Origin of the sequence: Streptomyces sp. NPDC057445 (assembly GCF_042802855.1) — a bacterium.
Lineage (GTDB): Bacteria > Actinomycetota > Actinomycetes > Streptomycetales > Streptomycetaceae > Streptomyces.
Map to the genome: position 1 here is coordinate 376,812 of NZ_JBHVDH010000002.1, position 24,293 is coordinate 401,104.

Annotated in this window: 20 protein-coding genes and 3 pseudogenes; 7 read left to right on the top strand and 16 right to left on the bottom strand. The window is 71.5% G+C overall.

Annotated features, from left to right (window positions below):
• Positions 1-1,905, bottom strand: coding sequence for a M64 family metallopeptidase (locus tag ACFU5O_RS06520; RefSeq protein WP_384237120.1), 1,905 nt, complete (start codon positions 1,903-1,905; stop codon positions 1-3).
• A 135-nt stretch (positions 1,906-2,040) separates the two neighbouring features.
• Positions 2,041-3,513 (bottom strand): glycosyltransferase 87 family protein, encoded by a 1,473-nt coding sequence (locus ACFU5O_RS06525; protein ID WP_384237122.1) that lies wholly within the window; start codon positions 3,511-3,513, stop codon positions 2,041-2,043.
• Positions 3,514-3,613: 100 nt separating this feature from the next.
• On the opposite strand from ACFU5O_RS06525, the pseudogene ACFU5O_RS06530 reads away from it, so the two are divergent.
• From ACFU5O_RS06530 to ACFU5O_RS06540, 3 genes and pseudogenes are all read left to right on the top strand, one after another.
• Positions 3,614-4,589, top strand: a pseudogene (locus ACFU5O_RS06530) (molybdopterin-dependent oxidoreductase); the annotation flags it as partial.
• Positions 4,589-5,050, top strand: coding sequence for a hypothetical protein (locus tag ACFU5O_RS06535; protein ID WP_384237124.1), 462 nt, complete (start codon positions 4,589-4,591; stop codon positions 5,048-5,050). The pseudogene ACFU5O_RS06530 and the gene ACFU5O_RS06535, both read left to right, overlap by 1 nt.
• 180 nt (positions 5,051-5,230) lie before the next feature.
• Positions 5,231-6,148, top strand: coding sequence for an endonuclease/exonuclease/phosphatase family protein (locus tag ACFU5O_RS06540; RefSeq protein WP_384237125.1), 918 nt, complete (start codon positions 5,231-5,233; stop codon positions 6,146-6,148).
• A 57-nt stretch (positions 6,149-6,205) separates the two neighbouring features.
• On the opposite strand, the gene ACFU5O_RS06545 is transcribed toward ACFU5O_RS06540, so the two are convergent.
• The 8 genes from ACFU5O_RS06545 to ACFU5O_RS06580 all read right to left on the bottom strand — a co-directional run bounded on the left by ACFU5O_RS06545 (position 6,206) and on the right by ACFU5O_RS06580 (position 16,698).
• Positions 6,206-6,715 (bottom strand): DUF664 domain-containing protein, encoded by a 510-nt coding sequence (locus tag ACFU5O_RS06545; protein ID WP_384237127.1) that lies wholly within the window; start codon positions 6,713-6,715, stop codon positions 6,206-6,208.
• The gene (locus tag ACFU5O_RS06550; RefSeq protein WP_384237129.1) at positions 6,712-7,398 is read right to left on the bottom strand and encodes a methyltransferase domain-containing protein; all 687 of its coding nucleotides are present in this window, start codon (positions 7,396-7,398) and stop codon (positions 6,712-6,714) included. Before ACFU5O_RS06550 ends, ACFU5O_RS06545 begins: the two co-directional genes overlap by 4 nt.
• Positions 7,395-8,021 (bottom strand): DUF2064 domain-containing protein, encoded by a 627-nt coding sequence (locus ACFU5O_RS06555; RefSeq protein WP_384237132.1) that lies wholly within the window; start codon positions 8,019-8,021, stop codon positions 7,395-7,397. Before ACFU5O_RS06555 ends, ACFU5O_RS06550 begins: the two co-directional genes overlap by 4 nt.
• The gene (locus ACFU5O_RS06560) at positions 8,018-8,698 is read right to left on the bottom strand and encodes a glycosyltransferase family 2 protein (protein ID WP_384237135.1); all 681 of its coding nucleotides are present in this window, start codon (positions 8,696-8,698) and stop codon (positions 8,018-8,020) included. The genes ACFU5O_RS06555 and ACFU5O_RS06560 overlap by 4 nt, the downstream gene beginning before the upstream one ends.
• Positions 8,695-9,759, bottom strand: coding sequence for an NAD-dependent epimerase/dehydratase family protein (locus ACFU5O_RS06565; protein ID WP_384237137.1), 1,065 nt, complete (start codon positions 9,757-9,759; stop codon positions 8,695-8,697). The genes ACFU5O_RS06560 and ACFU5O_RS06565 overlap by 4 nt, the downstream gene beginning before the upstream one ends.
• 53 nt (positions 9,760-9,812) lie before the next feature.
• A complete protein-coding gene (locus ACFU5O_RS06570) occupies positions 9,813-12,950 on the bottom strand; it encodes an alpha-mannosidase (protein WP_384237140.1) in 3,138 nt (1,045 codons plus the stop codon).
• 11 nt (positions 12,951-12,961) lie between these two features.
• The gene (locus ACFU5O_RS06575; RefSeq protein WP_384237143.1) at positions 12,962-14,290 is read right to left on the bottom strand and encodes a 6-phospho-beta-glucosidase; all 1,329 of its coding nucleotides are present in this window, start codon (positions 14,288-14,290) and stop codon (positions 12,962-12,964) included.
• A 638-nt stretch (positions 14,291-14,928) separates the two neighbouring features.
• A complete protein-coding gene (locus ACFU5O_RS06580) occupies positions 14,929-16,698 on the bottom strand; it encodes an FAD-dependent oxidoreductase (RefSeq protein WP_384237145.1) in 1,770 nt (589 codons plus the stop codon).
• Positions 16,699-16,823: 125 nt separating this feature from the next.
• Here ACFU5O_RS06580 and ACFU5O_RS06585 point away from each other — a divergent pair, with 125 nt between their 5' ends.
• Positions 16,824-17,249, top strand: a complete 426-nt coding sequence (locus tag ACFU5O_RS06585) for a YchJ family protein (RefSeq protein ID WP_384237147.1) — start codon at positions 16,824-16,826, stop codon at positions 17,247-17,249.
• Between the two features lie 217 nt (positions 17,250-17,466).
• Here the strand turns inward: ACFU5O_RS06585 and ACFU5O_RS06590 are convergent.
• A pseudogene (locus ACFU5O_RS06590) lies at positions 17,467-17,829 on the bottom strand (aldo/keto reductase); the annotation flags it as partial.
• A gap of 1 nt (position 17,830) precedes the next feature.
• On the opposite strand from ACFU5O_RS06590, the pseudogene ACFU5O_RS06595 reads away from it, so the two are divergent.
• Positions 17,831-17,935, top strand: a pseudogene (locus ACFU5O_RS06595) (ArsR family transcriptional regulator); the annotation flags it as partial.
• Positions 17,936-17,998: 63 nt separating this feature from the next.
• Here the strand turns inward: ACFU5O_RS06595 and ACFU5O_RS06600 are convergent.
• A complete protein-coding gene (locus tag ACFU5O_RS06600) occupies positions 17,999-18,448 on the bottom strand; it encodes a hypothetical protein (protein WP_384237149.1) in 450 nt (149 codons plus the stop codon).
• A gap of 152 nt (positions 18,449-18,600) precedes the next feature.
• Here ACFU5O_RS06600 and ACFU5O_RS06605 point away from each other — a divergent pair, with 152 nt between their 5' ends.
• Positions 18,601-19,557, top strand: a complete 957-nt coding sequence (locus tag ACFU5O_RS06605; RefSeq protein ID WP_384237151.1) for a GlxA family transcriptional regulator — start codon at positions 18,601-18,603, stop codon at positions 19,555-19,557.
• A 48-nt stretch (positions 19,558-19,605) separates the two neighbouring features.
• Here the strand turns inward: ACFU5O_RS06605 and ACFU5O_RS06610 are convergent, their stop codons facing one another.
• The 3 genes from ACFU5O_RS06610 to ACFU5O_RS06620 form a co-directional block, all read right to left on the bottom strand.
• Positions 19,606-19,905, bottom strand: a complete 300-nt coding sequence (locus ACFU5O_RS06610) for a hypothetical protein (RefSeq protein ID WP_384237153.1) — start codon at positions 19,903-19,905, stop codon at positions 19,606-19,608.
• Between the two features lie 18 nt (positions 19,906-19,923).
• A complete protein-coding gene (locus ACFU5O_RS06615; protein ID WP_384237155.1) occupies positions 19,924-20,181 on the bottom strand; it encodes a hypothetical protein in 258 nt (85 codons plus the stop codon).
• A 238-nt stretch (positions 20,182-20,419) separates the two neighbouring features.
• Positions 20,420-21,487, bottom strand: a complete 1,068-nt coding sequence (locus ACFU5O_RS06620) for an ATP-dependent DNA ligase (protein WP_384237158.1) — start codon at positions 21,485-21,487, stop codon at positions 20,420-20,422.
• Between the two features lie 52 nt (positions 21,488-21,539).
• On the opposite strand from ACFU5O_RS06620, the gene ligD reads away from it, so the two are divergent.
• The gene (gene ligD / locus ACFU5O_RS06625; protein WP_384237160.1) at positions 21,540-22,550 is read left to right on the top strand and encodes a non-homologous end-joining DNA ligase; all 1,011 of its coding nucleotides are present in this window, start codon (positions 21,540-21,542) and stop codon (positions 22,548-22,550) included.
• Between the two features lie 175 nt (positions 22,551-22,725).
• Here ligD and ACFU5O_RS06630 read toward each other — a convergent pair.
• Positions 22,726-24,293: OmpL47-type beta-barrel domain-containing protein (locus ACFU5O_RS06630; protein WP_384237162.1), on the bottom strand; the 1,568-nt coding region annotated here is incomplete at its 5' end.

Consider the following 24,293-nt stretch of genomic DNA (forward strand, 5'->3'; position numbering starts at 1 on the left):
TCAGCCGCGGGGCAGCAGGGTGACGAGGAAACTCGTCGCCCTGCCGACGTTTCCGGCCGCGTCGATCGTCCGGTGCTCGACGGTGTGGGTGCCGTGGTCGGGCGTGGCGTCGTCCCAGGGCACGGCACGCGGAGTGCCGAGCTTGCCGTAGACGAGATCGTCGATGACGGTTCCGCCAGGGGTGAAACGGAACGGCGCGTCGGCGTCGGTCGGCCAGCCGTAGTACGTGTACCAGCCGTCGCCGTCCACCCGGAACTGAGAGACCACCGTGCCGGGTTGGTCGTCACGCGCGGTCAGCCGCATGGTGAACGGTCCGTCGTAGACGTACTCGGGCGGCCTGCCGGGCCGGTGCACCGTCCGCAGCGGCTGCGACAACTCGTACGATCCTCTCGCGGGCGTGGCGTCCACCACCCAGCGCAGCACGGTGGACGACCCGGCGATCGCGGCCGTGAGGCTGTGGGTCCCGGGGCTCAGCCGCAGCGCGCCGAGGTCCAGGTCCCGGTCGTTGCCGGGGTTCGGGACGGGTCGGCCGTCGAGCGACCAGCGGACCGTGTACGTCCGGTCCGTCGGGTGTGTCGTGTCGGCGTGGACGACGGACGCGGCGCCGACCGGGCCGTCGGTGGCGGTGTGTCCGGTGAAGGCGGCCGGGACCGGAGTGTGCGTGGTGCGCACGGAGGTGTCGACCGTCCAGCCGACGGTCCGGGTCAGCGCCGCCGAGGCGCGGACGGCGGGGTCGCGTACGAACGGGGTGGGGTCGGTGACGGTGGCCGTGAGGGTGTGCGTACCCCGCTGGATGCCGAGCCGGCGCAGATCCAGGGTGCGGGCGCCCCGGGCCTCTCGCAGCGGGCGGCCGTCGAGCCGCCAGACGACGTCGAGTTCCCCGCCGAGCGGGTGCAGGGTGTCGACCCACACCGTCCGGTCGGGGCCGACGGGGGCCGTGTTCGGGCTGTGGCCCTGGACCAGGTTCACCTTCGCCGAGATCGCCTGGACCATCATCTCGCGCCCCACCTGATCGAACGCGTAGCCCAGGGTCTTCATGATGGAGTGCTTGCTGGGCCGCCAGACACCCTTGGTGCTGTACATCCCGCCCTCGTGGCGGCCGATGACCCCGCCCGACTCGCTCCTCTCGCCCAGCCAGCGCCACCACTTGGCGCGCTGCTCCCGCATCTGCTGTTCGGTGAGCAGGGTGTGATGCGCGGAGGACGGCTCGCCGCCCGAGTACGTGCCGCCGGGGACACCGCGGCCGTAGTAGTCGTACTCGTCCTGGAGCTTGCCCAGAGAATGGCCGATCTCGTGCGGGGTGATGAGCGACGAGAGGGCGTTACCGCCGGATGCGGTGGCGTACGCACCGCCCGCCCCGCCGTAGGTGTCGCTGTTCCCGAGCGCCACGATCTGGCGGTTGGCGCTCGTCGTGCCGCCGACCAGGTCGGCCAGCGCGGTCGCCGCGCCGCTGTCGACGGTGAGCAGGCGCTGCACACTGTCCGGGTTGCAGCCGTTCCAGAAGCCCATGTTCAGCGGGGTGTCACGGCGGGGCGCGTCCAGCGACGGGTCGCAGTCGACACCCGATTCGGGGGACGGCACCTCGACCGCCCAGACATTGATGTACGAACGGTACGAGGCGAACGGCTCGGTGCTCCACAGCACATTGAGGTGCTTGTCGATGTCGGCGCGGAACTTGTCCATGCCCGCGGCGGTGTAACCGTCGCCGAGGAGGACGAGGTTGAAGCGCTTGTCCGCCGGGCCCGTGGTCTGTACGGGCACGACGGTGGCGTTCTCGGTCACCGGTTCCCCGGACACGGTGGCCGAGGCGGATGACGCCGGGACGAGGAGACCGCTGAAGAGCAGGGCGCCCGCGGTGGCGAGCGCCAGGGCTGCTCTGGGAAGACGTATGCCGGAGGTGTCCATGGGGCGGGAGCGTAGGACTGCGCTCAACGGGACGTAAAGACAACGGGTTTGGCCAAACCCGCGCGGTGGCCGGTAGCGGGTGGTCGGTGGCCTGGGGGGCGGCGCGACGGAACGATCGCGTCGGCTCGCTGATTCTCATGCCCACCTCCTGACGTGACGCCAAACCCTGCCCCCCGGGGCAACGTCAACCTCGCCCTCCGAGTGGGGGTGCGGTTCCACCGCCGGGCGCCCACCCGGGGCGTCGGCACCGCGCGTTCGTCGCAGGACCCAGCCCGTGATCACCGCGCAGGCCGCGATCCCGTAGGCCGTGGCGCTGACGGTGTCCGGGTCGGCTCCCGACTGGGCGGTGACGTATTTCGCGGCCCCCGCCGCGGCCACCGTCAGCCACTCCCAACGGCCGTCCAGGGCCACGAGCGCGATCAGCAGCAGCGCGTACCACGAGTAGGGAGGTGTCAGCAGCAGGAACGCGACGCCGGTGACGAGCAGTGCACCGCTCCACGGCCGTTCCGGATTCCCGCGCAGCAGCACGTACCCGACCGCGCACAGCATTCCCGCGGCCATGACCCACGGCGCCCAGTCGTCCGGAAGCACCAGCCGCAGCAGCGCGTACCGGCTGCGCGCCGAGGCGTCCCCGTACCCCTCCTCCTCGACGTAGCCGGTCAGATAGCCGAGGACCGAACCTCGGGAGAGCAGCGCGTAAGGGAGATAGGCCAGTCCGACCACGGCCGCCGCGGGAAGCAGCACCGCGGCGGCGTCACGCCGTCTGCGCACCCCTGACAGCGCGCCCGGCAGCAGCACGGCGGGCATCAGCTTGGTCGCGGTCGCCGCGCCGAGCAGGGCACCGCCGACGGCCCGGTGCCGTCCGACCGCCGCGAGGCCGGCCACCCCCATGAGCACTCCAAGGACGTCGGCGTGGGCGTTGTTGACGGCCTCGAACGGGACCGCGGGGCACCATGCCCAGTACGCGGCATGCCGTGGATCGGCCCCTCGTCGGCGCAGCACCAGCAGCAGCGCGCCTGTCACGCCGACCGACAGCAACGCACCGCCCGTCTGCAGCGGCTTGTGCCGGGCACCGTCCGGTGACAGCACGTCCACCAGCAGGAAGTACCCCTCCGACACCGGCGGGTAGATGGTGGGGACGGCGGGCCGGTTGAGCCGGGTGCAGTGCACGTCCCTGGACCCGCCCCTGGCGGCGGCGATCACGGCCCGGTCCGGGACCGCGCACTCCGCTCCTCTCGGGAAGAGCCAGTCGTCGCGCAGGGCGGCCAGCGCGGGATCGGCCGGCACATGGTCGTACGGCGAGATCCCGGCGGCCTGCACGCGCCCGTCCCAGGCGTACCGGTACATGTCGGTGCTGGTGCGCGGGGGAGCGAGGAGCCCCGTCGCCGCGACGACGACCGAGCCGCCGAGCACCAGTGTCACGGCATGACGGACCGTCGCCTTCCGCAGGGTCCACACCGCGAGTGCGAAGAGCAGCCAGCAGGCCGCGTACCACCAGCTCAGTGCGACGGGGTCCCAGAAGTAGCCGTCTTGGCGGACGGTGAGAGCCAGCGCGGCGGTGAGGGCGGTCAGCAGCAGGCCGGTCACGAGGGTTCGCGGGGAGATCACCTGTTCAGCGTGGCAGGCGGGGGCCGCCCGGGCGGCGCCTCGCCCGCCGACGTCAGAGATCCGTAAGGCGCCCGACCCGGCACGAAGACCGGTTCCGGAGGTGCCGCCCCGCCCGGTCCGGGGCTACCGGCTGACCCAGGGGCTGCACGTCGCGAGCGGCATCGCCGCGATCCCGCTGCTGATGGCGAAGCTGTGGACCCTGTACAGCGACTGTTCGCGTGGCCGCCGGTCCGCTCCGTGCGCCACGCGCCGGAGCGGCTGTCGTGGCCGTGGTCGTACTGGCCGCAGCGGCCGTGTTCCAGCTGTTCAGCGGGCTGCTGAACACCGTGCAGTGGTATCCCTGGCCGTTCTCCTTCGTGCCCGTGCACTACGCGGTGGCCTGGGTGCTGGTCGGTGCACTGCTGCTGCACCTCGCGGTGAAGGCGCCCGAGATCAAGGCGCACTGGAGCCGTCGCTCGCCCGGGACACTCGAACTCCCGGCGCAGGACGGGCCGGACCGGAGGTCGTTCCTGGCGGGCGTCGCGGCGGCCGTCGGCGCGGTCACCCTGGTCACGGTGGGGCAGTCGTTCACCCCGCTGAGGCGTTTCGACCTGCTGGCGCCGCGTCACCCGGACCACGGCCCGCAGGGCCTGCCCGTCAACCGCACCGCGGCGGCGGCCCGGGTCACCGGGGTGTCGGCGGCGCACTGGCGGCTGACGGTGGCCGGGCCCCGTTCCTACGAGCTGTCCCTGGACGAACTCCGGGCCATGCCCCAGCACACCGTGACCCTGCCGATCGCCTGTGTCGAAGGCTGGAGCAAGTCGGCCGTCTGGACGGGCGTACGGATCCGGGATCTGCTGGACCGGGCCGGGGCGCCGCCCGGCGCGCTGCTGCGCGTGGAGTCACTGGAGAGACGCGGGGCGTACCGGATCATGGAGATGGGCCGCGGTTACGCGCGCGATCCGCTGACGCTGCTCGCGCTGCGCCTGAACGGCGAGACCCTCTCCCCGGACCACGGCTTCCCGGCCTGCATCATCGCTCCGAACCGGCCCGGCGTCCTCCAGACCAAGTGGGTCACGCGGCTGGAGGTGCGGTGATGCTGCGGTTCGTGGTGGGCGCGGCCGGCGTCGCGGTGACGGGGTTCGGGGCCTGGCTGCTCTTCGGCGCGGGCTACGTGCGGGATCCCTGGGAGGTGGTGGTGTGGCTGGTGGGCGCGATCGTCCTCCACGACGGCGTCATCGCGCCCCTCGTCCTCGCAGTGGGCTTGCTGCTCGCGGCGCTTCCCGCCCGCGGCGTCCTCCGGACGGCCCTGATCGTCTGCGGAGCCCTGACCCTGATCGCCCTTCCGCCGCTGCTGCGCCCGGGTGCGCCGACGAATCCCTCGGCGCTGCCGCTCGACTATCTCCGCAACTGGCTGCTGACGCTGGGCGCCGTCGCCGTGCTGACCGCCGCGGCGCTGCTGCTGCCCCGTGCGGCACGTGCGCTGTCGAAGTGGCCGGCGCGCCACCGCTCACGCCCTGAGGAGAAGGCCCGGGCAGCGCGTTGCGACAAGCCCTGAGCCGGTCGCACTCTGGTGTCGGACGAACACCGCGGGTATCGTCGCCTCGCCCTGCTGCCTCACGGACCGACCGCCCGGCGGAACGCCGGTGGACACCGGGCGCCGAGGCAGCGGCGATCGGCACGGCCTGTGTCCCACCCCACCGCTCCACAGAAGGGCAGAGATGTGTCCGGGCGACCGATGACGAGCAAGAACCCGCTGCTGGCCGCGGGCTTACTGGCCATCAGCACGACCTTGGCCCTGAGCCCTGCCGCGTACGGGCAGGACGCCCCGTATGCTCGGGCAACCGGCACCTTCAGCGTGCTGACGTACAACGTCGCCGGCCTCCCCGAGCCCCTCTCGGGCAGCAGGCCCGCAGTCAACACGAAGAAGATCTCCTCGCGCATCAACGCCTACGATCTGGTCAACGTGCAGGAGGACTTCGCCTACCACGCCGACCTGATCAAGCACGACGAGCATCCCCACCGGACGACGCCGTCCGTTCCCGTGTGGGTTCCCGGCGTGCCCTTCTCGGACGGACTCAACACGCTTTCCGACTTCAGACTCAAGAAGCTCGACCGAGTGGCCTGGAAGCGGTGCACCGAATCCAACTGCCTGACTCCCAAAGGCTTCACCTATCTCCAGCTCGAACTTCCGGGCGGAGCCACGCTCGACCTCTACAACGCGCACATGAACGCGGGCTCCGACACTGAGAAGAAGCTGCGCGTTCGCCGTGACAACATCGCTCAGTTGTCCGCCTACATCAAGAAGCACTCCGCCGGACGCGCGGTGATCGTGATGGGCGACACCAACAGCCGTTACACCCGGTCCGGTGACAGCATCCGCCAACTGCGCGACGACAACGGCCTTGCCGACCCCTGGGTGCAGTTGGTCAAGGACGGGATCACGCCAGGGGTGGACGACAACGCGCCGACGTGCAAGGACTCCGAGGAGTGCGAGGTCGTCGACAAGGTCTTCTACCGCAGCGGTGGAGAGGTGACGCTGAACGCGACGTCCTATGCCAACGAGCACGACGCGTTCCTGGACTCGGGGGGAGAGCCGTTGTCGGACCACAACCCGCAGTCCGTGGTGTTCGGCTTCACCGTACGATCGGGCTGAGGCTTCCAGGCATCGCCCGGCCGCAGGTCACGGGGAGCCGGGAGCCGCCGAAGCGGGTCAGCGCCGCTCGAGCACCCCCCTGACGAACGCCGCCTGGCCGGCGTGCTGGAGATCGTCGGCGATGACGCTCACCAGCCGCACGCCCAGGGTCACCGGCGGGGACCACGCGTCGTCCACGACCCGGTTCAGGGCCGTGCCCGTCAGGCCACCGACGAACTCCACGGTTTGCGTATGAACGGCGTCGAAGTAGCCGAGCAGCAGGCCGGCCGGGTCGACCCGGACCTGCGCGACCTCCTCGGCGTTGTGACCGTACCCGGTGTCCGTCTCGTCGAACGGGAGCCCGAAGCGGTCCGCCCAGCCCTGCGACAGCCACACCTGCTCCCGGCCGGCCGCGTCGGCGACATGGTCGTCCTGGATCCGGGTGAGGTGCCACACGAGCCAGGCGATGGTGTTGGCACCCGGGTCGACGCGGGCGTGCAGATCCTTCACCGGCACTCCCTCGACCGCCTCGTGCACCGCCTCGTGGACGCGTCCGAAGGCATCCGCCAGCACATCTGCCGTGTTCATACGACGAGTGAACCGTGTGTCTCCTCGCGGCGGGGACCGACACCACGGGACAGGCACACGAACGTACGCCCCTGGGCGGTCCACGGCTCGGTGCGCGCCCAGCCCGTGGCGGTCGCATGCCCGGCCAGGGCGGACAGGCCGACCCTCGCCCACGGGAAGGACGCCCCAAGCCCTCCGCTGCCGTCGACCACCCGGACGTCGACCCGCTCGTCCACTTCCACAGGGGCGGCCTCGGCTATGAGCACGCCGTCCGGTGCGACGAGCTCGGCGACCCGGGACAGCAGTGCGCGTGGGTCTCCGCCGATGCCGATGTTGCCGTCGATCAGCAGAGCCGTTCCCCAACTGCCCTCCCTCGGCAGCGGATCGAAGACCGAGCGGCACAGCGCACTGCCGCCCGAGCGCACCGCACGCGCCACCGCCGCGGGGCTGACGTCGACCCCGAGAGTCGGCCGTCCCACCCGCGCCAGCGCTGCCACCAGCCGTCCGGGCCCGCAGCCGATGTCCAGGACCGGACCCCGGCAGCGGTCCAGCACGGTGCGGTCGGCCGCGTCCGGGGCCGCGCACCAGCGCTCGACCTCCAGGGGCAGCAGCCAGCCGTCGGGACGGCTGAGGAAGAGAGGCCCGCGACCGGTGCGCAGCGCGTCGTCGTACGGGTCGGCCCGCCACGCCGTCGTGACGCTCATCGGGCCCCCTCGCGCGCCAACCGCGTGACCTCGGCCGCGAAACGGCTGTGCGGCGCGCCGTCCGCCACCAGCCGCGCGTCCGCGGGCGTGTCCACGTCCCTCAGCACCGGGAGATCACGCACCGTCAGCCCGGCCGCGACCAGCCGCCGCCGCTGCAACGCGCCCGTGTCCGGCATGGACATCGGCACCCCGGAGACCAGCGCCGGGTCGGACTCGGCGAGCCCCAGCGCCCAGAAGCCGCCGTCCTCGGCCGGCCCGAACACGGCTTCGCCACGGGCCAGTTCCAGCCCTGTGGCGAGCAGCGCCGGTGTCACCTGAGGGGTGTCCATCCCGATCAGGAGCGCCGGGCCCGAGCACGCGGCGAACGCGGCGGCCAGCCGCTGGTCCAGGCCGCCGCGCGCGAGCTGCGGCAGGACCTCGATGTCGGACGGCAGCCAGCGGCCCGGCGTACCGTCGAGCACCAGGACCCGGCGCGTCGCCGCCGTGGCCCGTACCGCCTCCAGCGTGTCGACGAGCGCCGCCTCGGCCAGTGCTGCGGCCTCCTCGGGCGTGTACCGGGAGGTGAGGCGGGTCTTGACCCGCCCCGGCACCGGAGCTTTCGCGATCACCATGAGTGTGCTCATGACGCACCGCCCGGCGCCGGCCCGTCCGCGAGCACGCTCCGCATGTCGTGCACCGCCTGCCAGGTGCCCCGCCATGTTCCGGTGACCTTCGACCGCCCCGCCCTCGGCAGATAGGGCACGTCGACCTCGCCGACCCGCCACCCCGCGTCCGCGGCACGTACCACCATCTCCAGCGGATAGCCGCTGCGGCGGTCGGTCAGCCCGAGGCCGAGGAGGTCCTTGCGGCGCGCCGCGCGCATGGGACCCAGGTCGCGCAGACCGAGTCCGGTGCGGCGGCGTGTCATCCGGGCCAGTGCCAGGTTCCCGGCGCGCGCGTGCGGAGGCCAGGCGCCGCGCACTTGCGGACGCCGCCGCCCCAGCATCAGATCCGCCTCGCCGTCCGCGACCCGCCGTACGAGGCCGGGCAGCAGACCGGGATCCAGCGAGGCGTCGCAGTCGCAGAAGCAGACGTACTCCGCGTCGGCGGCGAGCAGGCCCGTGTGGCAGGCCGCGCCGAAGCCACGGCGCGGCTCGTGCACCACCGTCGCGCCCAGCGACCGGGCGAGGTCCGCCGACCCGTCCGTAGAACCGTTGTCGACGACCAGGGTCCGCCAGCCCTCCGGGATCCGTGCCAGGACCCACGGGAGCGCCTCCGCCTCGTCCAGACAGGGAAGTACGACATCCACGGTCACACTCACGAGAGGACACCTCGCAGCCCCGCCTTCGCGAACTCCGTCATCCCTTCCGCGAAGCCGACCGACGGCCGCCAGCCCAGCTCGGCCCTCAGCCGGCCCGAGTCGGCGGTGATGTGCCGTACGTCCCCGAGGCGGAACTCGCCCGTCACCACCGGGGCGGGCCCGCCGTGCGCCGTGGCGAGCGCGGTCGCCATCTCCCCGACCGTGTGAGGGGTGCCGCTGCCCGTGTTGTACGCGGTGAAGGTGCCCGGCTCCCGGCCGCCCACCGCCTCCAGAGCCACCACATCGGCGTCCGCGACGTCCCGCACGTGCACGAAGTCCCGCCGCTGGCGCCCGTCCTCGAAGACCCGTGGCGACTCGCCCCGCTCCAGCGCGGAGCGGAAGAAGGAGGCGACGCCCGCGTACGGCGTGTCGCGCGGCATCCCCGGCCCGTACACGTTGTGGTAGCGCAGCGCCACCGCCCGGCCGCCCGTCGCCCGGGCCCAGGCAGCCGCCAGATGCTCCTGGGTGAGCTTGGTCGCGGCGTACACGTTCCGTGGATCGACCGGGGCGTCCTCGCGCACCAGGCCCGGCGTCAGCTCCCGGTCGCAGACCGGGCAGGAGGGTTCGAACCGGCCCGCCTCCAGCGCGGCCGGCGATCGCGGGCCCGGCCGGACCGGGCCGTGCGCCGGGCAGTCGTAGCGGCCCTCGCCGTACACGACCATCGACCCCGCGAGCACCAGATCACGGACCCCGGCCTCCGCCATCGCCGCGAGCAGCACCGCCGTGCCGAGGTCGTTGCAGGACACGTACTCCGGCGCGTCGGCGAAGCCTTGCCCCAGGCCGACCATCGCCGCCTGGTGACAGACCGCGTCCACACCTCTCAGGGCCCGTGCGACCGCAGCGCGGTCGCGGACGTCCGCGTGGACGTCGCCGGGGACCGACCCGAGGACCGAGGAGGGGGGACCGGGGTGGGCGGCGGGCAGCAGGGCATCCAGGACGACCGGATCGTGACCGCGTGCGGCGAGGGCGGACACGACCTGTCTGCCGATGAAACCCGCGCCTCCAGTGACAAGAACTCGCATGTCACAGAAGCTACGGCGCGGATCACGATCCGCCCCCGTTCCGCGCCCCCGCGTCACAGGTCCGTAAGGACTGTCCTCCGCCTCAGCCGCAACGTCAGGATCTGGAACGGCCGTAGCGACAGACCCACCGCGTCGTCCGCGACGGTGAGCGGCGGCTCTCCCAGAGGGCGTTCCAGCAGATCCGTCAGCACCGCTCCGGCCAACCGGAAGCCGACGCGCAGAGTGGTCCTCGCCCGGCCGCCCAGCGACTCGTAGAGCCGTACGACCACATCGCCTGATCCGTCGTCGGCGAGCTTCACCGCCTCGACCACGGCCGACGGCCCGTCCGTCGTCACCAGGGGCGCCAGTTCCGCACCGCCGGGACCGACCCGCAACGGCAGATTGAGCGCGTACCCCTCCGTCACCGCGTCCTCGATCGTCGCACCCGGCAGCAGGGAGTAGGTGAAGCGGTGCGGTCCCTGGTCGGCCCCGGGGTCGGGCACGCGGGGTGCGCGCACCAGACTGAGCCGCACCGTCGTGGTCGTACCGCCGTCCTCCTCGCGCGTCGTACGCGAGACGTCGTGACCGTACGTCGCGTCGTTGATGACCGCGACACCGTAGCCCGGCTCGCCGATGTGCACCCAGCGGTGCCCGTAGACCTCGAAACGGGCCGCCTCCCAGCTGGTGTTGGTGTGCGTCGGCCGGTGGACATGGCCGAACTGGATCTCGGCGGCGGACCGGTCCGCGTGCACGTCCAGGGGGAACGCGGCCTTGAGGATCTTCTCCGTCTCGTGCCAGTCGATCTCCGTGGCGATGTCGATCCGCCGGCTGCCGGCCCGCACGGTCACCGTCTGCACGATCCGCGAAGCCTTGCCGAAGGTCCGCTCCACGCGCAGCGCGCCGATCAGGGCGTCGTGCTCGGCGACCGTGATCACGGAGTCTTCCAGCAGGTCGGAGTAGTGCCCCAGGTAGTGCTTGTCGATGTCCCAGGCGTCCCAGTAGTTGGGCAGGTCGGTGTGCAGCCGCAGCAGATTGCCCTTGCCGCCCGGTGCCAGTACTTCGCGGTCGGCGGTCAGGTCGCGTACGGAGGCGAAGGTCCCGTCGGCCGCGAGTTCCACCCGGACCAGGCCGTTGTCCAGGGTCCGCCGCCCGGTCACCGTGACCGGCCGCTGCGCCGGGGCGTCGGACGTGACGGGGGCGCATCCGGCGGCGGGCACCTCGACGAAGAGGGCGGCAGAACCGTCCGACAGCCGGGGGAGGCCGGGGTCGAGGACACCGGCCAGCACGGCCGGAACCCTGACGACCTCCGCCCGGTCGCGTGGACCGGAGTTGAACACCCACGGCTCGGCCGGACCCGCCCCGGTCACGGCCTCCAGGGCCTGAGCCGTCAGCGCCTCCAGCTCCTTCGCGACCCGTGCGTACTCCGCCTCCGCCTCCTGGTGCACCCACGCGATCGACGAACCCGGGAGGATGTCGTGGAACTGGTGCAGCAGCACCGTCTTCCACAACCGGTCCAGCTCCGCGTACGGATACGCGTACCCGGGCACCCGCAGCGCTGCCGCCGTCGCCCACAACTCGGTCTCCCGCAGCGCGTGTTCACTGCGGCGGTTGCCCTGCTTGGTGCGTGCCTGCGAGGTGTACGTCGCCCTGTGCAGCTCCAGGTAGAGCTCACCCGACCACACGGGAGCGTCCGGGTACTCGGCCTGCGCCGCCGCGAAGAAGGCGTTCGGATGCTCGATCACGACTTTTGCCGAGCCCTCCAGATCGGCCAGCCGCCGCGCCCGCTCCAGCATCTCCCGGTTCGGACCGCCCCCGCCGTCGCCGTGCCCGAACGGCGCGAGCGACCGCGTACCGCGTCCCTTGTCCTGGTAGTTGCGTACCGCGTGCGCCATCTCACGGCCCGAGAAGACGACGTTGTAGGTGTCCACCGGCGGGAAGTGCGTGAAGACCCGGGAGCCGTCGATCCCCTCCCACCAGAAGGTGTGGTGGGGGAGCTTGTTGGTCTGGTTCCACGACAGCTTCTGGGTCAGGAACCACTTCATCCCCGCGAGCTTCGCAAGCTGCGGATAGGCGGCGGTGTACCCGAACGAGTCGGGCAGCCACACCCCTTCCGCCTCGATCCCGAACTCGTCGAGGAAGAAGCGCTTGCCGTGCACGAGCTGGCGGGCCAGCGCCTCACCGCCCGGCAGGTTGCCGTCGGCCTCCACCCACATACCGCCGACGGGGGCCCACCGGCCGTCCTTCACCGCCTCCTGGATACGGGCCCACACCTGCGGGTGGTTGTCGCGCACCCAGGCGTACTGCTGGGCCTGCGAGCACGCGAAGACGAACTCCGGGTACTCCCTGGCGAGGGCGGTGACATTGGCGAACGTCCGGGCGGCCTTCCGCTTGGTCTCGCGCACCGGCCAGAGCCAGGCGCTGTCGATGTGGGCGTGTCCGACGGCCGACATCGTGTGCGCGCTGGCATGCGCGGGCCGGGACAGGGCGTCCGCGAGCAGGACCCGGGCCCGGGGCGCCGTCCCCGGGATGTCGTCCAGGTCGAGGGCGTCCAGCGCCCGGTCCAGGGCGTGCATGATCTCGTGGCGCCGCGGATCGTGCTCGTCCAGCTCCAGCATCAGCTCCCGCAGCACCTGCATGTCCAGCGACAGATGCCAGACCTGCTCGTCGAGTACGGCGAGGTCGGCGCGCGCGAAGGTGTAGAGCGGGTCGCTGCCCGCCGTGCGCTTGTCGCCCATCGGGGTCGGACGGCGGAAGCGATCGGCGAGGATGTCCGGGTTGGACGCGGCCTCTACGAGGAACTCGACCTGCTCGCCACCGGCCGCGGGGGAGGCGATGGGGACGTACTGGTTCTGCGGATTGACGGCCTTGACCGGTGTGCCGTCCGGCAGATGCACCAGCGCCTCGGCCTGATTGCCCGGCCAGCTGCTGACGAAGCCGAGGTCGAACCAGGCCTCCACCCTGAGGCCCGCCCACTGCGCCGGCACCTCGCCGCGCACCCGGAACCAGGTCGTTCCCCAGGGCGGCCCCCACGGCGTGCCCATGGCGAACGGCTCGTAGGCGGCGTCCCGCGCCTCCTCGAACGGCACCGGCTCGTCCGGCACCTGCCAGGCCTCCACCTTCAGCGGAACCGCCGCCGAGTGGATCAATGGCCGGATCCGCTGCTCCAGGACGCGCTCGACGCGCTGCTCGATCCTCCGGCGTTCGTCGTGCATCTGACAGACACCTACTTCCGGTTGAGATAGGCGAGGCCGGGGTGCTCCTCCAGATAACCGTCGAGGAGCCTTCGCGCCACGGTGACGGAGTCGACGAGAGGGTGCAGGGCGAAGGCCCTGACGGCGGCGGCGCGCGAGCCGGTGTCCGCCGCGGCGAGCACCTCGCGCTCGACGGCCTTGACCGAGGTGACCAGCCCTACCGCATGCCGCGGGAGCGGGTCGGCCGCGAACGGATGGGCGCCGTTGGCGTCGACCAGGCAGGGCACCTCGACCACGGCATCCTCGTCCAGCACCGAAAGAGTCGTGCGGTTGCGCACGTTGAGGATCAGCGTGGCGCGCTCGTCACGTGCGATCGCGCGCATCAGCGCGAGCGCGACCTTCTCGTAGCCGCCGGACTCGAGATCCTCGGCTGCGCGCTCACCGGCACCGGAGGCCTCCCGGCTGCCCGCCATGTACGTGGCCTCCCGCTCGGCGCGGGTGAGGTTCCAGCTCGTGAGGGACGGGTCGGCGTAGAAGGCGGCCTGCTGGTCGCGCAGGAAGGCGCCACGGGTCCGCTCGGCGGCCCGGTAGGCCCGCACGGTCTCGCGGTTGAAGTAGTAGTAGTGCAGATACTCGTTGGGGACCGCGCCCAGCGACCGCAGCCAATCGGCGCCGAAGAGCCGGCCCTCCTCGAAGGAGCCGAGGGCTTCGGGGTCGGCCAGCAGACGCGGAAGTTCATCGCGGCCGGCCACGCGCAGTCCACGCAGCCAGCCGAGGTGGTTGAGGCCGACGTAGTCGAACCCCGCCTCGGCAGGATCGGCGCCGAGCGCCCGGGCGACGCGCCGCCCGAGCCCGACGGGGGAGTCGCAGATGCCGATGACCCGGTCGCCGAGCACACGCGACATGGCCTCGGTGACAAGGCCTGCCGGATTGGTGAAGTTGATGACCCAGGCGTCAGGGGCCAGCGCGGCGACCCGCCGGGCGATGTCCATGGCCACGGGCACGGTCCGCAGCCCGTACGCGATGCCGCCCGCGCCGACCGTCTCCTGGCCCAGCACACCCTCGGCGAGGGCGATCCGCTCGTCGGCCGCGCGGCCTTCCGGGCCGCCCACCCGGATCGCGGAGAACACGAAGTCGGCACCGCGCACGGCGTCGTCCGGATCCGTGGTGACCGTGACCTCCGGGGGGTCCGGAACCCCGTTCGCCAGCTCGGCGAGCACCGCGGCGACGGCACGGAGACGGGCCGCGTCGAGATCGTGGAGGGTGACGTGGGTTACCCGGCCGTCTGCGTGGTCACCGAGCAGCGCGCCGTACACCAGCGGCACACGGAAGCCTCCTCCGCCGAGAATCGTCAGCCTCATCCGGTGACCCTCCTCACTGCCCGGCTGCGCGTGCGCCTGCGCCGGTACGCCGGTGTTCCGTCATGCCGGAATGCCCTGCCGCGGTGGCCGGTCCGCTGTCCCAACGCTGTCACTTTTGCGGCGTTCCCGCGAGAACCCGTGGCGCGTCGGCCGGTGCCGGGGCTTTGCCGAACGGCTACGGGAATCCCTGGAACCCCGGAGCGTCTGCTCCGGGGCGACACGGGCGGTGACGATCCCCGCCTCGACCGGGGGAGGACGGACATGAGTGAGCAGGCCTTCATGGGCCGCCGCGGACGGCTGCTGCTCGGCGGCCGGTCCCGTCGGCGGTGGCCCGGGCGTTTGCGCGGGAGTGGCCGACAGCGGGCCGGCCGGTTCCCGACCGAGAGCGCGTATGGACGGACACCCGGCCACCGCGGCGCCGGTTCAGCGCCGTCGGACGGCTCACCGATCCGTACCGGCTCTGGTACGACCCGACCGACCGGCGGCGTGAGACTGTCCCGGTCCACGGATCCGCGGATCCGCGGATCCGCGGATCCGCGGATCCGTGGACCGGGTGGTCGGTGTCGCCCGGCTGCCCGCGGGCACGGCCGTCGATCGCCGCCGGGCCCGCGTAGCCAGGGAGCCCGTGAGTGGCCGGCTCACCCCAGGTCGAACACGTTGCGCAGTCCCAGTCGGTGGCGCGTGCGGTCGTGGCGCTTGAGGTGGTCGAGCTCCGGGGCGCGGAAGAGGGGCTTGACCGTGCAGCGCGCGGCCGGTGAGGCGATCCGGTCCAGGAGCGCGTTGACGGCGGCCCGGGCCGACGCGTTGGCACCCTCCATCGTCGCGAGATCGATGTCCACGGCGACGTAGTCCCCGGAGAGGAACAGGTTCGGGACCTTCGTCGCCGCGGAAGGGCGGTTGTGGAAGGTGCCCACCGGGTGGATGAGGAGCTCGTCGTCGTTCGTCGGGTGCGGGGTGCCGAGGCCGCCGACACCCGGGTCCAGGAACCACGAGTGCAGGGCGCTGTCCTTGAGGACCTGGCGCCCCGTGTCGTTCAGGGCCGCCTTGAGCTGGGCCCACACCTCGCGGGCGACCTGCTCGCGCGTGCACTGTTTGGCCGTCTTCCCGTAGAGGATGCCGGGCCTGTCCCATTCGGAGATGTCCACGGAGACGCAGTCGACCGCGACGCCGTCGCCGTAGTCCTGCGGGAAGTCGCGGTGCGGCCAGTGCTCCGCCTGCTGAATGGCCGTCAGTGACCAGGGCGAATCGATGCAGTTGAGATGACCGTGCAGCAGCGGGGCGCGTTCGGTCAGATAGAACTGGATGCCGGTCATCCAGTCCGTCTCCAGCTTGTCGCACCGCCCGAGCTGCGGATCAGCCGCGCGCAGCGCCGCGCCCCAGGTGCGCCGGGCGTGCTCCACCGGAATGGCCGAGATGTAGTGGTCGGCCGTGATGGAACGGCCCGCCCCGTCCGGATCCTCCATCACGGCCCCGGTGATCCGGCCCGACCCGTACGCCAGCTCACGCAGCGTCCAGCCGACCTTGAACTCCACGCCCAGCGACTCCAGATGGGTCACCCAGGGATCGATCCAGGCCTCGTTGGTGGGGGCGTTGAGAATCCGGTCGAGCGGCCCGTCCGCGCCACGCCCGAGTGCGTTGAAGGCAAATGCCTCGAGGAGTGTGGCGACCGTGCGGGTGCTGGCCTCCTCGGCCTTGGTGGCCACGATGTTACGGGTCAGCCCTATGGCCAGGATGCGCTGGTAGTCGTACGACATCTCCTCGGCCCGGATGAAGTCCCACCAGGGCGTGCGCTCCCACGCCTCGTTCCGCCGCTCGTCGCAGCTGGTGAGAAAGACGAGTCCGCGGTTCACGAAGTACGCCGTCTCGTGAAGCGGAATGCCCGCGATCGTCTCGAGGAACGCGGTGAGGGCCCGACGGATCTCGTCGAGTGTGAGCTCGGCGGGCCGGTGGCCGGGCCAGGGGAGCGGGATGCGGAGGTCCTCGCGGCCGGTGCGGGCGAAGGACATCTCGGGCGGGGCCACGAGATTGTCCCAGACGCCGTTCGCGTTGCCGGGAAAGGGGATGCGTCGCATCGTGTCCGGCAGGTTGTGGTAGATGCCCGGGATGAAGCGGAAGCCGTGCTCGGCCGGCAGGGCAGCGCGGCCGCCCTTGCCGCTGCCCGGCACGTCCATGCTGCGGGCCTTGCCGCCCAGCGCTCTGCGCTCGTAGACGGTCACGCGTAAGCCGCGCTCGGCGAGTTCATGAGCCGCGGTGAGCCCCGCGACACCGCCGCCGAGGACGGCCACGGAGGGCGGGAGCGAGCGCGGCGCCGCGTGCGCCGCCCCGCCCCCGGAGGTGAGCGCCGCGGCGGACCCGGCCGCCGCGGCTCCCGCGATGAAGGTGCGCCGTGTGGTTCCCGACCGATCCATGCCCAGCCCCTACTCATCGGTAACTGTCACGTCCGGCGCAGGAGCATACGGACGGCCCCGTCGGCCCGGAAGCCGTGTGCGGACCCATTCACCCAGTGCGACGCACCACGCGACACAATGGGGGCATGTCCCGACGCACCACCCGCCCCGCACAGCCCACCGTCACGGCACAGTCGCCCTGCCCGTGTGGACTGCCCGCCTCGTACGGCGCTTGCTGCGGAAGGTTCCACACCGGCCGGGCCGCCGCTGCGACCGCCGAACTGCTCATGCGCTCCCGCTACAGCGCCTTCGTCGTCGGCGACGAGGCGTATCTGCTGCGCACCTGGCATCCCGCCACCCGGCCGGCGTCCGTCGGCCTGGACCCCGGCACGCGCTGGAGCGGCCTGGAGATCCTGGACACGGCGGACGGCAGCATGTTCCACACCACAGGCACCGTCACCTTTGTCGCCCGCTACATCCACGACGGCGAAACGGGCGCACTGCGCGAGCGCAGTCGCTTCGAACGCAAGGACGGCGCCTGGGTGTATGTGGACGGTACGTTCGAGGAGTGAGCGGGCCGCCGTGCGTGTCTCCGCCAACGCCGAAAGCCCGTCGGACAGTTGATCGATTGCTGCCGGAACTCAGGGCACCTGCTGTCCGGTTCGTGCTGCCTGAGGTGGAAACGGACGAACAGTGGGATGCGGTCGTGCCCGACGAGCCGGTGATGCGCCCCGGTGCCGAGGATCTCTGCGCCCGGCTCGGGCTCGCCGGACCCGTGGGCTCTGTTCGTCACCCACCGCAAGCCTCGTCCCGGCCGGCTCGACGGCCTCCTCGTCGGTGGAGCGCGTCCAGGGCGACCAGTTCGTCCTCGGAGAGGCGCAGTGCGCCTGCGGCCACGTTGGCGGCCAGGTGTTCTGGGTCGCCGGTACCGGGGATGGCCAGCACATGCGGTCCGCGGTCCAGCGTCCATGCCAGTCGCACCTGCGCCGCGCTCGCCCCATGCGCGCGTGCGACGGCGAGTACCTCGTCGCTCTCGGTTCCGCTCGCGCCTGCCTGGCGCCCCGTGCCGGCGATCGCGTAGAACGGCACGAACGCGACGCCCTGTTCACCGCAGGCACGCACGAATTCGTCGTGCTCCGGCCGCACACCGACCTACCTCACCGCGCTGCGCGACGCCGGCCTGGTCAGCGCCCACCGGGCCGGTTGCTCGGTGCTGTACGCCCGTACCTCCGTCGCCGATTCGCTCCTCGCGGAGTGACGGCACGCGGGCGACCGGCCGACGACGGGCCGGCCATGCGGCCCGGTGTTCCTTGAGCCCAGGTCACACGCTCGTCGTGGAACCCGGCCGCACGATCATCAGTACGGTGACCGTGGCCCACAGCAGATTGAACATCCCCGTGTACATGGCGAGCCGCTTGGTGTCCGAGATCCCGGCCGGTCCTTCCAGAACCGCCCTCTGGCGTGGCAGCACCAGCGCGGCGAGCACGACGGCGGCGAGCGCGGTCAGGGCCATCGAGACGATCAGCCAGGTGTCGCCGAGGACGTGCAGGCTGTTGGCAGTGGCGATACCGAAGACGGGCACGACGACGCCGGCCACCGCGTACACCCGGCAGACACGGTGGAGATTGCGGAGCACGGCGCGTCCCCGCACGTCGTCGGGCTCGGCGAGGACACGGCGGGCAGCCGCGGGGAACATGCTGGCGGCCACGGTGACAGGACCGACGGCGACGATCGCGGCCAGGACATGGACGATGAGGAGGATCTTGGTCACGGCGTGACGCTAGCGGCGGACGGGCGGCCGGAAACAGTGGCCGCAATGCCAGTTTCCAACGGATTCCCGCCACCCTGACACCACAGGACCTTCCGCCGATTCCCCGGCGGACCGTCGTTGGCGGGATCCCGTTCATCGCCTACGTTACGGCCATGCACACCGTGGCCGTACTCGCCCTCGACGGCGTCATCCCCTTCGACCTGTCCACCCCGATCGAAGTGTTCAGCCGCACCCGGCTGCCGGACGGCCGGGCCGCCTACCGGGTGCGGGTCTGCGCACCGGTCCGGGAGGTCGACGCGGGCGTCTTCACGCTACGGGCGCACTGGGGGCTCGACGCGCTGGCCGAGGCGGACACGATCGTCCTGCCCGGCTGCGCCGATCCGACGGTGCCGGTGCCCGTGGAAGTGACCGACGCGCTGCGCCGGGCCGCCGCGAGCGGCACCCGGATCGCCTCGATCTGTGCCGGCGCCTTCGTCTTCGCCGCGACCGGGCTTCTCGACGGGATGCGGGCCACCACCCACTGGATCGGGGCGCCGCTGCTGGCCCGGATGCACCCGGGGATCGAGGTGGACCCGGATGTGCTGTACGTCGACAACGGCCAGTTCCTCACCTCGGCGGGGGCGGCGGCCGGGCTCGACCTCTGTCTGCACATGATCCGCCGCGACCACGGCTCGGCGGTCGCCGCGGACGCGGCCCGCCTCTCGGTGATGCCTCTTGAACGCGAGGGAGGCCAGGCCCAGTTCATCGTCCATGAACAACCGCCGGCCCCGGCCGGTGCGACCCTTGAACCGCTGCTGCGCTGGATGGAGGAGAACGCCTCCCGCGAACTCACCCTCGCGGACATCGCCGACCACGCAGGGATGAGCCCGCGCACGATCAACCGCCGCTTCCGTGAACAGACCGGCACGACCCCGCTCCAGTGGCTCCACCGCGCCCGCATCCGCCAGGCCCAGCACCTCCTGGAAACGACCGCCCACCCGGTCGACCGCATCGCGACGCAGGTCGGCTTCGGCTCCTCCACGTCGTTCCGTGACCGCTTCAAGCGCCAGGTGGGCACGAGCCCGTACGCGTACCGCCGTGCCTTCCGCGGAGGGGAGCGGATCGCCTGAACAGCGCGAAGGCACTTGCCCACGAGACCGTGACCTGCCCGCCGGGACCTAGGAGGCAGTGCGGACGGCGCCGCGTAGGCCGCCCAGCACGCGGAGTGTGGCGGTGGTGAACTCGTCCAAGGGATGGAACAGTTCGATCACCGGTTCCGACAGCGTGACATCGGCCGGCGCCCCGGCCAGCGGGGCGGTGGTGGTCGCGGTCCACGCCGCACTCGAGTTCATGGGCCTGCGGCGCGCGAGGCGCGGCGAGGCGAGCGCGGCCGGCGCCGGGACTCCGTGACGGGTGCCTTCCGTCGCGGGTGTGCCGCCTGCGTGCCCTGCCCCGGCCGCGGCCTGAGCGCGCTTCACCCCAGGGCGCTCCGCCGGTCAGGACGCTCGGCCCGGCCGCAGGACCAGCCCCGGGTTGTACGCCGCCAGGACCTTGTTCGCCCTGGCCAGGGCCGCGAGGGCATGTTCGCGGTCGGCCTGGTCCTCGGGGCAGAAGGGGGCGCGGAAGAGACGCGCCTCGCGGGCCGCGCATTCGGCCTCGATCTCCGCCTGCAGGATGCCGAGCGGCATGCAGGACCCGATCAGGGCGGCGACGCCGTCGGGGATCGGGACGGGAACGAGGTTCGACGCGGTCACGTGAGGTCCTTTGCTGATACATGCGCCGGGGGTCGCCGGGCGTGGGCACTGTTGCCCCTCTATACGTACCGGACGGGCTTCACGGTTCGCTCCCCGGGATGTCTCTGTGCTGCAACTGTTCGGAAATGCCCGTTGATTTCTCCTTACGCAAGAGTAGGCGGCACGGGTCGGCGAGCCGGTAACTCCCAAGCCGGCAAGGGCAGTCGGCCGCCCACTTCCGATGTCCGGGAGCCGGTGATCAGCCGTTCCCCGACAGCACCTGGGACAGGTCGTAACGTACGGGCTCCTCCAGCTGGGCGTACGTACAGCTCTCCGGCGTGCGGTCCGGCCGCCACCGCCGGAACTGGGCCGTATGGCGGAAGCGGTCGCCCTCCATGTGGTCGTACGCGACCTCCACCACCCGCTCCGGCCGAAGGGCCACCCACGACAGGTCCTTCTTGCCCGACCATCGGCTCGGGGCGCCGGGCAGCCTGGCCGACTCGTGCGCCGCCTCCTCTGACCAGCGCGCCCAGGGATGACCGGCCGCATCGTCCATACGCAGTGGCTCCAGCTCCGCGACCAGTTCCTCGCGGCGTTTCATCGAGAACGCTGCGCAGACGCCGACGTGCTGCAGCGCACCCGTGGCGTCGTGCAGACCGAGCAGCAGCGAGCCGACGACCGGACCGCTCTTGTGGAAGCGATAGCCGGCGACGACAACATCCGCCGTCCGCTCATGCTTGATCTTGTACATCAGCCGGGCGTCCGGACGGTACGGCAGATCGAGCGGCTTGGCGATCACTCCGTCCAGTCCGGCGCCCTCGTACCGCTCGAACCACTCCGCCGCGACGGCCGTGTCCGTCGTGGAGGGCGCCAGATGGACCGGTTCCCGCGCGCTGCCCAGCGCCTCTGTGAGGATGGCGTGCCGCCGCGCCAGCGGGGTGTCCAGCAGGGACTTGTCGCCGAGCGCGAGCAGATCGAAGGCGACAAAGCTCGCGGGGGTCGTCTCGGCGAGCATCCGCACCCGTGAGTCGGCCGGGTGAATGCGCTCGGTGAGCCGGTCGAAGTCCAGCCGGCCCTCGTGCGCGATCACGATCTCGCCGTCGACGACGCACCGCTCCGGCAGATTCTGGCGAAGCGCGACGACCAGCTCGGGGAAGTAGCGGGTGAGCGGCTTCCCGGTACGGCTGCCGATCACCACCTCGTCACCGTCCCGGTGGACGATCGCACGGAAGCCGTCCCATTTGGCTTCGTACTGCATCCCGGGCGGGATCTTCGCCACGGACTTGGCGAGCATGGGTTTCACGGGCGGCATCACCGGCAGATCCATACGGCGATTGTCCGGTATGCGGGGACTGTCGGCACGGCCTACGCTGGCGGGCATGGCCGGAGCGGTGGAACTGCAAGTCGGGGAGCGGACCGTTCGTGTGTCCAATCCGGACAAGGTGTACTTCCCCGAGCCGGGCTACACCAAGATGGACATGGTCCAGTACTACCTCGCCGTGGGTGACGGCATCACGCGTGCCCTGCGGAACCGCCCCACCACCCTGGAGCGCTATCCCGACGGAGTGACCGGCGAGTCCTTCTTCCAGAAGCGCGCCCCGAAGTACCTCCCCGACTGGATTCCCACCGCGCACATCACCTTCCCGAGCGGCAGGTCCGCGGACGAGATGTGCCCGACGGAACCCGCGGCCGTGCTGTGGGCCGCCAACCTCGGAGCCGTCACCTTCCACCCCTGGCCGGTACGCCGCGAGGACACCGACCACCCGGACGAACTGCGCATCGACCTCGACCCCCAGCCCGGCACGGACTACGCGGACGCCGTACGCGCGGCTCACGAGCTGCGCGCCGTCCTGGACGAGGCCGGGCTGCGCGGCTGGCCCAAGACCTCCGGCGGACGGGGTCTCCACGTCTTCGTGCCGATCGAACCTCGCTGGACGTTCACCCAGGTACGGCGGGCCGCCATCGCCTGCGGCCGGGAGCTGGAGCGGCGCATGCCGGAGCGGGTGACCATCAAGTGGTGGAAGGAGGAGCGCGGTGAGCGGATCTTCGTCGACTACAACCAGACGGCCCGCGACCGCACGATCGCCTCCGCCTACTCCGTACGACCCCGCCCGCACGCCCCGGTCTCCGCGCCACTGCGCTGGGAGGAGATCGACGACGCCGTGCCGCAGGACTTCGACATCAAGTCCATGCCCGCCCGGTACGCGGAGGTCGGCGACGTCCACGCCGACATGGACGGCCATCGCTTCAGCCTGGAGAGCCTGCTGGAACTGGCCCGCAAGGACGAGGCGGATCACGGCCTGGGTGATCTGCCGTACCCGCCGGAGTACCCGAAGATGCCGGGCGAGCCCAAGAGGGTCCAGCCCAGCCGGGCCCGGCGCGAGGAGTAGGCCGCTTCACCGACCCGCTCCGCCCCCGGATGTGCCCGTGTCTCGTCGTCATCGCCTGATGCTGTCGTGGTGGGCCCCGCACGCTGCCCCCTGGTTCCCGGTGGTTGCGGGTCTGCCGCACGCCGCTGACAACGCGGCGCGCGGCAGACCACGGAGCCCCACAGGATCAGGTGCGCTACAGCTCCTTGATCCGGATGTTGCGGTACGAGATCACATCGGTGGTCCCGTGGACCTGGAGGCCGATGTAGCCCTGCGCGTAGCGGCGGCCGTCGGTGCCCGGATCGTCGCCGCGCGGCGGGACGAACTCCTGGCCGGCCGTGTTGTCGAACTCGTTGATCAGGACACCGTTGCGGTAGACCGCATAGTGCTGGCCCACCACGCGGATCTCGTAGTCGTTCCAGGTGCCCTTCGGGGTGACTCCCGCGCCTCCGAGGCCTACCCGGTCGAAGCCGTAGACGGAGCCCGTCTTGTACATGTCGCCGTCGGGCCGGTCCAGGACCTGCACCTCATGGCCGTACTTGATGGCGACCCACTCCGGGCGCGGCTCCTCGGGGTGGTCGTGGACGTACGGGAAGCGGACGAAGACACCGCTGTTGGCGTTGCCGGTGCCCGGGGCGTCGTCCCGCCACTGGAGCTTCAGCGAGAAGTCCCCGTACTGCCGCTGCGGGAACCAGAGCATGCCGAGGCCGCCCCTGGTGGTGCCGCTGGTCATCGAACCGTCGGCGTTGAGGCCGAACGAACCGCCGCCCACGTGCTGCCACCGGCCGAACGAGGCCGCCGTGCCGTCGAACAGGTCGCGGTAGCCGGTGTTCTGGCCCGGCTTGCCGATGCCGGACTGCTTCGCCGCCTTGTAGATCGCCTTGTGTTCGCGCTGGTCGATGACCCCCTCCGCCAGCAGCCTGTCCAGCACCTTGTCGACGTGCTTGAGGAAGAGCGCGTGGGACGTCCAGTCCTTCTCGTCCTCGATCAGCTCGTTGACGGTGCAGCGGGAGCGGGTGACCCGGTTCGGCACGCCTGTGTCGACCGTGCCGACGATGACGGTCAACCGTTCGTCGAACTCCGGGCAGTTGGGCGCCGGGACCCCGCCGCTCTCGGCGACCGTGAAGGAGGCCTTCTTCGCTTCGGAGGTGTTGCCGGCCTTGTCGGTCGCCCGGTGCTGCACGGTGTGGAATCCGACCCGGTCGACGATCACCGGCGTGGTGTAGGCGAGATACGGTCCGCCGTCGAGCGAGTACTCGATCCTGTCGACACCGGAACCCGCGTCGGTCGCGGTGACGGCGACGGTGGCGCTCGTGACGAAGGCGCCGTCCGAGTTCTTGTCACCGGTCACGGTCGCCGAGGTCTCCGGCGGCGTCTTGTCCTGCGTCGGTGGGGCGACGACGGTGAAGTCGACGGCTTTCTCCGCGGAGGTGTTGCCGGCCCTGTCGGTGGCCCGGTAGCGGATCTTGTGTGTGCCGACTTCGTGGACCATGACGGGTGCGGTGTAGGGCTGCCAGGGGCCGCCCGCCCCGATCGCGTACTCGATGGTGTTGACGCCCGAGCCGGTGTCCGAGGCGGTGACGGTGACCGTCGCCATCCCGAGGTACTGGCCCTGGTCGTTCTTCTCGCCGCTCACGGTCGCCGAGTTCTCCGGCGGCGTCCTGTCGTCCGTCGGTGGGGCGACGACGGTGAAGTCGACGGCTTTCTCCGCGGAGGTGTTGCCGGCCCTGTCGGTGGCCCGGTAGCGGATCTTGTGTGTGCCGA